11 protein-coding genes are annotated in these 11,854 nt (G+C 44.9%); 8 read left to right on the top strand and 3 right to left on the bottom strand.

All coding sequences use genetic code 11. The features are described 5' to 3' along the window. Positions 1 to 38 precede the first annotated feature (38 nt). Positions 39 to 1,028 carry an alpha/beta fold hydrolase gene (locus tag AC5JPY_RS06315; protein WP_443526996.1) on the bottom strand — a complete coding sequence of 330 codons (990 nt, stop codon included), beginning with the start codon at positions 1,026 to 1,028 and terminating at the stop codon, positions 39 to 41. 628 nt (positions 1,029 to 1,656) lie between these two features. On the opposite strand from AC5JPY_RS06315, the gene nfuA reads away from it, so the two are divergent. Both nfuA and AC5JPY_RS06305 read left to right on the top strand, forming a co-directional pair. Further along, positions 1,657 to 2,328: a Fe-S biogenesis protein NfuA gene (gene nfuA / locus AC5JPY_RS06310; RefSeq protein ID WP_443526995.1), complete on the top strand. Its 672-nt coding sequence runs from the start codon at positions 1,657 to 1,659 to the stop codon at positions 2,326 to 2,328. Positions 2,329 to 2,554: 226 nt separating this feature from the next. After that, positions 2,555 to 3,871, top strand: a complete 1,317-nt coding sequence (locus AC5JPY_RS06305; RefSeq protein ID WP_443526994.1) for an O-acetylhomoserine aminocarboxypropyltransferase/cysteine synthase family protein — start codon at positions 2,555 to 2,557, stop codon at positions 3,869 to 3,871. Between the two features lie 217 nt (positions 3,872 to 4,088). Here AC5JPY_RS06305 and AC5JPY_RS06300 read toward each other — a convergent pair whose 3' ends face one another. Then, on the bottom strand, positions 4,089 to 5,102 hold the full coding sequence (locus AC5JPY_RS06300; protein ID WP_443526993.1) for an adenosine kinase: 1,014 nt from the start codon (positions 5,100 to 5,102) through the stop codon (positions 4,089 to 4,091). A gap of 82 nt (positions 5,103 to 5,184) precedes the next feature. Next, entirely contained in the window at positions 5,185 to 6,141 is a 957-nt protein-coding gene (gene rsmI / locus AC5JPY_RS06295; RefSeq protein ID WP_443526992.1) for a 16S rRNA (cytidine(1402)-2'-O)-methyltransferase, read from the bottom strand. Between the two features lie 134 nt (positions 6,142 to 6,275). On the opposite strand from rsmI, the gene AC5JPY_RS06290 reads away from it, so the two are divergent. From AC5JPY_RS06290 to hisG, 6 genes are all read left to right on the top strand, one after another. Continuing rightward, entirely contained in the window at positions 6,276 to 6,746 is a 471-nt protein-coding gene (locus AC5JPY_RS06290) for a YraN family protein (protein ID WP_443526991.1), read from the top strand. Between the two features lie 246 nt (positions 6,747 to 6,992). Continuing rightward, positions 6,993 to 7,793: a BON domain-containing protein gene (locus AC5JPY_RS06285; RefSeq protein WP_443526990.1), complete on the top strand. Its 801-nt coding sequence runs from the start codon at positions 6,993 to 6,995 to the stop codon at positions 7,791 to 7,793. A gap of 356 nt (positions 7,794 to 8,149) precedes the next feature. Beyond that, positions 8,150 to 9,151, top strand: coding sequence for an alpha/beta hydrolase (locus tag AC5JPY_RS06280; RefSeq protein ID WP_443526989.1), 1,002 nt, complete (start codon positions 8,150 to 8,152; stop codon positions 9,149 to 9,151). A 170-nt stretch (positions 9,152 to 9,321) separates the two neighbouring features. Beyond that, positions 9,322 to 9,573 (top strand): BolA family protein, encoded by a 252-nt coding sequence (locus tag AC5JPY_RS06275; protein ID WP_058025509.1) that lies wholly within the window; start codon positions 9,322 to 9,324, stop codon positions 9,571 to 9,573. A 111-nt stretch (positions 9,574 to 9,684) separates the two neighbouring features. Further along, positions 9,685 to 10,953, top strand: coding sequence for a UDP-N-acetylglucosamine 1-carboxyvinyltransferase (murA, locus tag AC5JPY_RS06270; protein ID WP_443526988.1), 1,269 nt, complete (start codon positions 9,685 to 9,687; stop codon positions 10,951 to 10,953). Positions 10,954 to 11,069: 116 nt separating this feature from the next. Next, a complete protein-coding gene (gene hisG / locus AC5JPY_RS06265; protein WP_319051004.1) occupies positions 11,070 to 11,762 on the top strand; it encodes an ATP phosphoribosyltransferase in 693 nt (230 codons plus the stop codon). Positions 11,763 to 11,854 lie beyond the last annotated feature (92 nt).

The raw sequence follows: 11,854 nt of genomic DNA, 5'->3' as shown, positions 1-11,854 counted from the left end.
TGTGTCGTTATCGATATCATCTAATCCGCATATTTGCTTTAACCTGAATGCTTCTCTATCCATGCTGTCACTGTTGGCCAAATCTCTGTGGCTGCGTTGCGACTGATCATAATGCGACTGTGTGTGTAGTCATCTAAATCGCCGTTACTGAGCGAGTATTCTCGAAAGACATTGTACGAATTTTTAAAACCATCAAAAAACAACTGGCAGCCGCGAGTAGGGGAGATAAAATTATCTCCTTTAGCACTGATAGAATAAATAGGGGTCGTGATTTGTGGCATATACTGTCGATAGTCGATAAAGTCGTTACTAGCGTTTTTTGAGTGGTGCATAGGCTCGTTCATACTGTCTGCATGCGCAGCGCCTTGGCTAAAACTTGCCGCATTCAAAAAGCTGCTTTTAAAGTTTTTGTGCAAATTCCAATCATACCACTGGGTCATCGTATGATAGCTTTCATTAAAGGGCCCCATGTTGAGTGATTTGGCAGGAATAAAACCAACTAGCCTGGTAACGAGTTTGGCGGCGAGAATTTTCGCGTAGCTTGTTGAATTTAGCGTCGCCCCAAAAGCTTGGCAGGCAAACATACTGATGCTGTTGACCTTATCGATATAGCTAGGGTTTTGGACAAGAAACATGGTCAAACCAACACCGCCACCGCTATGAGTAACGCAGTGTAGGTTATCAAGTTTTAATTCTTCAAAGAAATAACGAAAAGTCGCTTCGTAGTCGTAAGTGGCAACAGTTTCAAAGTTAAACGACTCTTTTGGCTGTGAGCTGTCACCATGACCACGCCATTCCATGATATAGCAATGATGTCCCAAACCCGCAAAATACTCAGCGATTTTTAGACAGGTTTGTTTGTCTGAAAACGTACCATGTGTCAAAAATACATTTTGTGCGGTAACGTCAGAACCAGTATTGGCTAAACCCTCTGTCGTAGTAGCGCTTGCTGCCGTATCGACCACCTTCCAAACGGCAATTTCTTCATCATCTTTGGTAGTTACTAAGTGCAACGTCCGTGTCATCATAAAAGTGATCCTATCTTAAGCATACGCACGACTGATATACCGCCATCCATGGCTCATAAAAACAGCGCATCAAATGGTTAATAGTACGTCAAAACTAAATTATTTGCTCGGTATAGACTTAATCATTGCGGCGTATGCATTAATTTATTTGCAGGGTAGTTTAATTGATTTATAGAGCAGTGATGAAAACCATACCGATGATTGTATAGCAATGTAGAGTGACAAGAATAAAACCTGTGACCTGCTAGAAAAGCAATGAGTGCTTGATAAGTGACCAGTCTGTCTTTATATATAGGGTAGCGTCTAGATCAGCGTACTAACATGACCCCAATGGATTGTTTTTGCTATTAAAAAAATCAATGTCAACCATTTGTCGTGGTCACTGTCCAATTCACAGTAGCACAGTCGGAATTGTGACTTGTTTCAGGTATAATGACCACCATAAACGGATTGAATTTCACAAACATTGTGGTCCTTTCATAAATATGGTGATCAGTGTCATACAATAATAAACCTCAGTCACTGATGACTTACCAACCAACATAAATGCTAGACATTAAAAATTCAAATTCACGACACAGTAGCCATAATAGATATCGCATTTGTGTCATAACGCATAGGAAATATTATGAGTGAGCTAAACCAACCAGATCAGTCTACCGATTACGAATCAGCATTAGATACCGAGCAAGCTGAAGCGAAAAGTAACATTACGATCACTGAGTCTGCTCAAGGATACTTGGCAGATTTGTTATCCAAGCAGGATACCGATGGTATTGGTGTACGCATCTTTGTTGAGCATCCTGGCACGCCGCGTGCAGAGTGCTGCATGGCTTATAACCAGCCGGGCGAAGAAGACAGCGCTGACTTGCGTTTTACTTACGATGACTTTTCTGCCTTTATTGAGGCGGCGTCAGTACCTTATCTAGAAGATGCGGTCATTGATTACAATAAAGACCGTTTTGGTGGTCAGCTGACTTTCCGCGCGCCAAACTCCAAGGTACCTAAAGTAGGCGCTGATGCTAGCGTCGAAGAGCGCATCAACTATGTACTACAGTCTGAGATTAACCCAGGGTTGGCGGCTCATGGTGGTGATGTACAATTGCTTGAGTTGATTGACGAAGAAGGCATTGGTCTGACGGCGGTATTGAAATTCGGCGGTGGTTGTCAAGGGTGCTCGGCTGTTGATATGACACTGCGTCAAGGCGTTGAAGTGCAGCTCAAGCAGCAAATACCAGAGCTGACGCAAGTGGTTGATGATACTGACCACACGCGCACAGAGAACGCTTATTATAAATAAAAGCTTGTCAACCATATAAAATCTGAATGGTCAAACAATAGCTTTAGTATTATATTTAATAAAAAAGTCGAGTTCTAATGAACTTGGCTTTTTTTATTGATATGATTTGGTAGATAGCTTTTTAAGACCGTATTGAAACGCTGACTTTCGAGCAGTAGTTTTTAATCAGTCATTGTTAAACATTAACTTTTGATCTATACATTTTATGCACACAAGGGAATGTACTATGAGCGACGAACAAGCAGTCCAGCAGCAAGACCTAGAGAGCAACCAGCGTCTGGAGACGCTAGCCATTCATGCTGGCTATAGTGTTGAACAAACAACCAAGGCCGTAGCCGTACCTATCTATCACACCAGCTCATACGCGTTTGATAATACGCAGCATGGTGCTGATCTTTTTGATCTCAAAGTCGCTGGAAATATTTATACGCGTATCATGAATCCGACCAACGCGGTGCTAGAAGAGCGTGTTGCAGCGCTTGAAGGTGGTATCGGTGCGCTTGCAGTCGCTTCTGGTATGGCAGCCATCACTTATGCCATTCAGACTATCTGTGAAGCAGGTGACAATATTGTCGCTGTATCGACGCTATATGGCGGTACTTACAATCTGTTTGCGCACGCACTGCCGCGTCAGGGTATCGAGGTGCGGTTTTTTGATCACAAAGACCCAGAAGCGATTCGGGGTTTGATCGATGATAAGACCAAGATGGTGTTTGCAGAGAGTATCGGTAACCCCCTAGGTAATATCGTAGATATTCAGGCGCTCAGTGATATCGCTCATGAATATGGTGTGCCAGTGGTGATTGATAATACAGTGGCAACGCCTGCGCTATGTCGCCCGTTTGAGTTTGGGGCAGATATTGTGATTCATTCATTGACCAAATATATGAGTGGTACAGGAACATCAATTGGTGGTGCAATTGTCGATAGCGGTACGTTTGCTTGGGGCGACTACCCAGAGCGTTTTCCGTTGTTGAACACCCCAGACCATAGCTATCATGGCGTGAATTTTGTAAAAGACGTGGGCGCACCTGCCTTTATCGCTCGCGCACGTGTCGCGCCATTGCGCAATACGGGCGCCGCGCTTAGCCCACTGAACGCATTTAGTATCTTACAAGGAATGCAGACGTTGAGTCTGCGCATGGAGCGTCATGTACAGAATGCACAAGCTGCCGCAGAATATTTGCGTGATCATGACAAAGTCGCTTGGGTGAAGTACGCAGGTCTGTCTGATCATCCTGAACATGAGCTTGCTAAAAAATATATGAATGGCACACCTTCTGCTATTTTGACCTTTGGGGTAAAAGGCGGTCTTGAAGCAGGCGCGCGTTTTATCGATGCGTTACAGCTGATTACTCGATTAGTCAATATTGGCGACGCCAAATCACTGGCCTGTCATCCAGCAACGACGACTCATCGTCAGTTGAATGGACAAGAGCTTGAGCAAGCTGGCGTGAGTGAAGATATGGTGCGATTGTCGATTGGTATTGAGCATATTGAAGACATCAAAGCGGATCTTGCACAGGCACTGGCTGCTGCATAACATCAGCAACTGCTTGCTTTTTTAAGCAACATAGAAGCAAAAGCAACGTAATTGAATGGTGCTCATTCAAATACAAAAAAGCCCATATCTGTCTGATATGGGCTTTTTTATGTAAATATGTTCAGTGATAAAGTAGAGATGATCAGCTTAGATATACAAAGGCGTGCGCCTGACACTGTATTTTATCAATATAAGGCTGGCTATTATATGCGCTGAACTAAAGTATACGCTGCGCGATGTCTCGATAATCTTGCGAGGTCAGGCGTGGTCCAAACTGTTGAATCACTTGCGCTGATATCTCGCTGGCAAGACGTCCGCATTCTGGTAAGCTAAATTGTTGCGATAAGGCATATAAGAAAGCACCAGCATAGTTATCACCTGCGCCATTGGTATCGATAACATTAGCCACTACTGGCGTTGCAACGTCATAAACCTCAATCTCTGCCTCGTCATTTGGTTTGTGCACGATAATGGCGCCATTAGCACCATCAGTCACAACCGCTGTCTGACAGTACTCAAGTAGGGCACGCGCTGCTGCTTTGACTTGCTTTTTATCTGTAAATAGCTTGGCTTCTTCACTGTTGCAGAATATCACCGCGACTTTATTACCTAGCATATTGAGTAGGCCTTCTTTGGCAAACTTCACCACGGCAGGATCAGCAAAACTCACCGCGATTTTTGCATTATGAATACCTGCTTGCTGACGCAGCTGCGTCATCGCTGGCTGAATGCTCTCAGACATCGCTAGATATCCTTCGAGGTATAGCCAATCCGCTTGCGTCAAGGCATCGAAGTCGACGTTGTCCGCAGCGATCTCGCTTGAGGTGCCAAGATAGGTTTGCATAGTACGCTCACCGTCTTCTGTGACAGCGACCACACATGAGCCAGTCACACCGCCTGCATGGATAGATTTTTTTGAAGTGGAGACGCCTGCTTCGTGCAAATCTCTAAGGTAAAATGCGCCTTGATCGTCATCACCCACGCGGCAGGCATAGAACGGTTTGCCGCCTAGGCTTGCAAAGGCATACATCGTATTGGCTGCTGAACCGCCGCCCGCCTGCTTTGACGGGGCAATGTTGGCAAGCTGGAAGTATGCTAGGAGCTGCTGTTGCTCTTCAAATTCTGCTAGGGTCATATTGCCTTTAGTCAGCTCGGTTTCTTCTAGTGCGGCATCTGATAACACATACTCGTGATCAACCAACGCATTACCTATTGCCATTACGTCGTACATTGCTTACCTCTCTTTAATATGTTTATAACTATGATCGATTTATTACTATGAATTGTATCGTTGAAATTATTCAGCCTATGACTTATTCAGCTTGTAATTCTAGCAAACGCTGATAGAGCGCATTCTTTTTTACCCCAGTGATGTCAGCCGCCAACGCTGCCGCTTTTTTGACTGACAGATCCTCTAGTAACCGCTGCAGTAACTTATCATGAGTACTGATGTCGTCGCTATCTTTTGCTACGTTGACACCCGCAACGACCACGACGATCTCACCGCGTTGTTGATTGTCATCCGCTTTGACAAACTCGACCAACTCGCCAAGGGTGCTTTTGTGTACCGTTTCAAAGGTTTTGGTCAATTCACGACAAAACGTCACCGCGCGATCGGCTCCAAATATCGTTGCCATATCTTCTAGGCTAGATACGATGCGATGCGGTGCTTCATAAAAGATTAAAGTTTCGGTACGTGATACCAGTGCACTCAGTTGTTTTTGACGGCCGTGGGTCTTGGCAGGCAAAAACCCAATAAAGCTAAATCGATCCGATGGCAGACCTGCTACTGACAAGGCACCAATGGCAGCGGATGCACCAACGATAGGTGATACGGTCACGCCCGCATCATGCGCCGCTTGCACCAGCTGATAGCCTGGATCACTAACCAGTGGCGTACCTGCGTCACTAATAAGGGCAACCGAATGACCTTGTTCAATCATCTCAATAATCTTAGGCGTTTGAATCGCGCTATTATGCTCGTGATAGGCCCATAGCTTATTGTGACCTTTTTGCTTGGTGGTCGTGTCATCACTGTCAGCGTTACTTTTAGCAGTATGAGTCTCAGTGTCTTTTGCCTCGTCAGCTTTATTGCCTTTGGTATCAATACCGAAATGCGATAACAGCTTACCTGAGGTGCGTGTGTCTTCACAGGCAATAATAGCGACTTGTTTTAACACATCAATGGCGTGTGGGGTCATGTCAGTCAAGTTACCAATCGGCGTGGCAACGATATAGAGACAAGCCGGCATCGTAGTGAGAGTAGACATGAAAACCTCGGGTCGTTAAAAAGTAATAGTGCGCCATTATGCACAGTCGCTATTTATGGCGCGCTTCAATCAAATAATGAATGAACAAACGTATAGATATCGAGAGTGGGCGGCGCAGAAGTGGCTAGTTTAGCATGTTGTGCTATGATAATTCTCAAATGTTGATTAGACACATTACTCTTATGACCAATCATAAACCGTTGATGCTCACCTCGCCAAGACAACGACAAGGAAGTTGGTTTGAGCAGCGTGCCTGTGAGTTTTTGCAAGAGCAGGGGATGGACTTACTTGCACAGAATTGGCAGCAGCCAGCGGTAGGTGAGCTGGATCTGGTTATGATAGAGGCAGGATCTGCATGGTCGACGCTGGTATTTGTGGAAGTTCGTCAACGCAAGCGCTCGGTTTATGGCGATGCAGCACTCAGTGTGACGCCCAGTAAACAACGCAAAGTGATCAAAACAGCGCAATGTTTTTTGCAGCAGCACCCTGAGTATAGCCATTATGATTGCCGATTTGATGTTATTGCTTATAATACGGTAAAAGAAGATCGTACAAACAGCCAACCTGAGTGGTTAAAAGGCGCTTTTGCGGCTACTGCATGGTAGTTAAGCATAAGCATACAAGCGCTGAATATAAGGCTAGATAATCATAAGCCCAGAGTTTACTGAGCTTGGGCCGTATTTTACGAGCAATACTCGTTACTAAAAACCTAACCGCTCATCATTAAAATTAAGTAAAGTAGCTATGTTAAGTAGGGTAGCTTAAGTAGGGTGCCTACTGAAAAAATTTAGCACATCACCATTAAATATAAATTTATTGAATTTATACCATCAGGTTCTAAGAGGTAAGTAATGACACGGATGCATTTGCGCACGGCTATTTTTGGTTCCTCACGTCGTATCACGACAGGTATTATGGTTGCTGCCTGTGTTGCTAGTACGGGCTGTGCCACAAACTATCTGACCAACAGTACAGAGGGGACCTATGGTGTACCAATGACTGAGCGCACGATTCCGCAGCGGCTACTCGATCGTAGTATCGAACACACCGCCAAGATCAATGTCTATGGTCTAAAAGAAGACTTGCAGCAGAGCAGTCGTATGGGTATCGATAGCTTTAACAGTGAAGTGCTCCTCACGGGTGAAGTACCTACTGAAGCGCTCAAAGTAGAAGTAGAAAAAGTCATCAGCTCTATGCCAGATGTGCGCCGTGTCTATAACGAGATGGAAGTAAGTGCGTCAAAGGGCTACAGCTCAACTGTGCATGATGGTTACATCACCTCAAAGCTACTGGCAAAGGTAGCTGCTAGTGATGGCGTGAAAGCATCGCAGATCAAAGCCGTTACCAATAATGGTGTGGTGTATATCATGGGGCGGATGACACCCACTCAGCAGAGCCATCTGATCGATATTGCCAACAGCACGGTTGGTGTCACCGAACTTGTATTGCTAACGACGGTAGTCGACAACACAGGCGTAAAAATAAATAATGACGATATTATGTATGAAAACAACCTAGCCAATCCTACTACCACACCAGTGATTGTAGATACGGCGGTCAGCACGGCAACGCCTATAGTCGTCACAGAAGATGGGAATACTGTTACTCAACCCTCATCGAGTCCTTATATTGAGCTCTATAAAGAACCATAAAGTATCTCAGCTAATGCGCGACATTTTACCGCATGCTGTTCAGTCATAGCGATGAGTGGCTAAAAACGAACAGATAAAAACAGGTTGTCTGTATCTGTTTTCAATAGCTCTATGTATTGCTGATAACTTCGTATTGCTAATAGATTTTTTAATTTAATCACAATAAGCCTAAATAGAGATAACAGTAAGAGCACGAGAAATATTGGGTCAGTAGGTACTATATTCATAGTAAAAAGTAGCACAGACAGCATATTGGTCGCTGATATATTTAAGTAGCAACGCATTTTTAGACAATGGATAAAACAATAGCTGCAATGACGTTACGCATTATTAATAAATATAATAGGATACTGGCAATGAAGGATTCAAAAAACCACACACAACAGAGTGATAGCACCAGTAGAGATACGTTCAGTGATACAGGTACGTATGGTCATGTCGCTAGCAACAAAGGTCGCACGCTAAAATTCGGTGGGGCGATGATAGTAGTGTTCGGTAGTATTGCGCTAGCCACACAAAATGCACAGGCATTTTCACCGCTGGCTATCGTCAACGGCATTACCTCTAGTGGCGGTGTCAGTGTTAGCAAAGACATCTTATATGGTGATCAGCCATTACAAGACTTGGATATTTATTATCCTAAGCCTTTGGCAAAGGCCATGAAAGAACAAAGCACTATTAGCAATAACTACCCTATGGTGGTGTTTGTGCATGGTGGTTCATGGGAGAGTGGCAACAAAGAGCAATATGCCTTTGTCGGTCAAAGCTTGGCGCAAGCAGGCTATGTCACCGCAGTAATTAATTACCGCAAAGCCCCTGAGCATGTTTATCCTGATTATGTCAAAGATGCAGCCCAAGCAATTGCTTGGAGTGTAAAAAACGCCGAAAGCTTACATGCTGATCCATCACGTGTCGCTGTCATGGGTCACTCTGCTGGCGCGTTCAATGCGGTTGCCGCCATTGCCAATGAAGACTTCTTGGCACCTTACGGTATGAAGCCCACAGACATAGCAGCGGTGGTTGGTATTGCAGGTCCTTATAGCTATGACTTTCGTAAATTCGATAGTGCGACAGCCTTTGCTCCAGATGCCACACCAGATCAAGTGATGCCGGATCGTCAGATTAAAGGTGCTCAGCCGCCATATCTGTTATTGACAGCAGAAAAAGACAAAATAGTCTATGAAAGCAATACGACCAAGATGACAGCAGCACTCAAAGAAGCAGGTGTCACGGTCGAGACTGGTGAAATCGAAGGCGCAAGTCATGCCACCAGTATTGGCGCAATGGCGCCGCCGCTGCGCTGGGTCAATGATGTGCGTGCGCAAGTGTTAGCGTATTTAGACGAAACGCTCAAATAGTCTATATAGACGCAGTCGGTGTCAATAGTTACGTGCAACCTCATCTCTATTGTCTTGCTCGAGCACTGCAATGTACTTGAGCAAGACAGTGCTGTAAGACAGGCAAACTCTTGTTATAATGTCACCACTTTAAATCTACACCCTATTCTAAATTTTAAGGCAGAATATTTATGAGCATGAACGCTGACGATTTGATCGCATTTTTACAGACTCACTTCCCAGACGCTTTTATTCAAGCTGCCAACCAAGGTAATAAGTTTGATGTACGCGTGGTTGATGCCAGCTTTGAAGGCAAACGTGCAGTTCAACGCCAGCAAGCTATCTATGCGCTAGTCAATGATAAGATTGCGAGTGGCGATATTCATGCCCTCAATATCCAAGCGCTAACGCCTGCTGAGTGGGACGCTCAGTCAAAAGGCTAATTAAATAGCTGTATACATGACCAAGTATTATAGAATGCATCTTTTTAATAGACGCTTTTCATAAATTTGGTTTTCATAATTTCTTATACTCATTGCTAGGTTGTCACCTTTATGGATCAATTTTTAATCACTGGTAGTAGTCGTATCGCAGGGGAAGTCACTATCTCAGGCGCCAAAAATGCCGCTTTGCCGTTACTTGCTGCTATGATACTGGCTGAGACGCCAACGACATTGCATAATGTACCGTCACTAAAAGACGTGCGAACATTGATTGAATTGATCGGTGGTATGGGTATCGATATCCAAAAGCAGGATGATACCGTCACTTGCGATACAAAAAGCATTGATAACTTTTATGCGCCGTATGACTTAGTAAAAACCATGCGTGCCTCGATACTGGTGTTAGGTCCATTGCTGGCACGGTTTGGTGAAGCCGAAGTATCACTGCCAGGTGGCTGCGCGATTGGCTCACGTCCTGTTGATCAGCATCTAAAAGCATTTGAAGCGATGGGTGCAGTAATCAGTGTAGAAAACGGTTATGTAAAAGCACAAGCACCTAAAGGCGGCAAGCTTTTGGGCTGTAACTTCTCATTTGACATGGTTACCGTTGGTGGTACTGAGAACGTCATCATGGCAGCGGCACTGGCCAACGGCACAACAGTGCTAGGCAACTGTGCGTTAGAGCCAGAAGTGGTTGATTTGGCCAATATGCTGGTCGCTATGGGCGCTAAGATTAGCGGTATCGGTACTTCAACCATGACCATCGAAGGCGTTGAGCGCCTGCACGGTTGTGAGTATTCAGTCGTACCTGATCGCATTGAGACCGGCTCATACCTTGCTGGTGCGTTAATGACGCGTGGTGATGTATTGACTAAAAATACTACAGCGTCGTTATTACATCCTGTACTTGAGAAGTTTGAAGCGATGGGCGCAGTGATTACGACAGGTGATGACTGGATTCGCGCGCAGATGAAAGGCCGTCCAAAGCCGGTCGATATTCGCACTCAGCCACATCCAGGTTTTCCAACAGATATGCAAGCCCAGTTGATGGCGATTTGCTGTCTGGCTGATGGTACCAGCACCATTATCGAAAACATTTTTGAGAACCGCTACATGCATGTACCTGAGCTTAATCGCTTGGGTGCGTCTATCCAAGTTGATGGTCATACTGCAGTGATAAGAGGTGTCGAGAACTTCACTGCGGCGCCTGTTATGGCAACAGATTTACGTGCTTCTATGTCACTTGTGATGGCGGCTGCAACTGCAGAAGGCGAGAGCTTAATCGACCGTATTTATCATATTGATCGCGGTTATGAGCATGTCGAAGAAAAGCTACGTAGCCTGGGTGTCAATATTCAGCGTGTGAATACCAACGATTAGTATCACTAGATTGATGCTAACTTTTGGGCACATTACGCTATAAATCAAAACCTCCTTACCTTCTTACTACTTTTAATTGGGGGGAGGTATCAACCGTACATGGACATGATGTCATTATGACTGAGACAAGCAAACCTTTACCAGCCAGTGGTTTATTAAACGAAGTAAACGATGAGTTTTCAGGTCTAACCTTAGCGTTGTCAAAAGGCCGTATTCTAGAAGAAACTATGCCACTGTTACGTGCAGCTGGCGTTGACTTACTAGAAGACCCTGAAGCCTCTCGCAAACTTATTTTTCCGACATCAAACCCAAATGTGCGTGTATTAATTTTGCGTGCCAGTGACGTGCCGACCTATGTCGAGCACGGGGCAGCTGATTTTGGTGTGGCGGGTAAAGACGTGTTGCTTGAGCATGGTGCCAATCATGTTTATGAGCTACTTGATCTAAAAATTGCTCAGTGCAAGCTGATGACTGCTGGTGTGAAAGATGCGCCACTACCCAATCGTCGCCTACGCATCGCGACCAAATATGTGAATGTGGCGCGCGCTTATTTTGCAAGCCAAGGTCAGCAAGTCGATGTCATCAAGCTGTATGGCTCGATGGAGCTTGCACCGTTGGTGGGTCTGGGTGATTTGATTGTTGATGTGGTAGATACTGGTAATACGCTACGTGCGAATGGGCTCGAAGCCCGCGACCATATCTGTGATGTCTCATCACGTCTTATTGTTAATCAGGTCAGCTACAAGCGCAAATTTGCCCTGCTAGAACCAATTTTAGATAGCTTTAAAGACAGTATTGCAAATGCCTAATAGACCGGTGTTGATCATTGGTAATATAAAGCACGGTTATACGAATTTTTAAACCAGTTTGGCGCTCTATGATAGATATAGCGTGCTAAACT

Source organism: Psychrobacter sp. H27, assembly GCF_059072655.1.
Note: the sequence above shows the minus strand (reverse complement) of the source record. Positions and strands in the feature narration are given on the sequence as shown.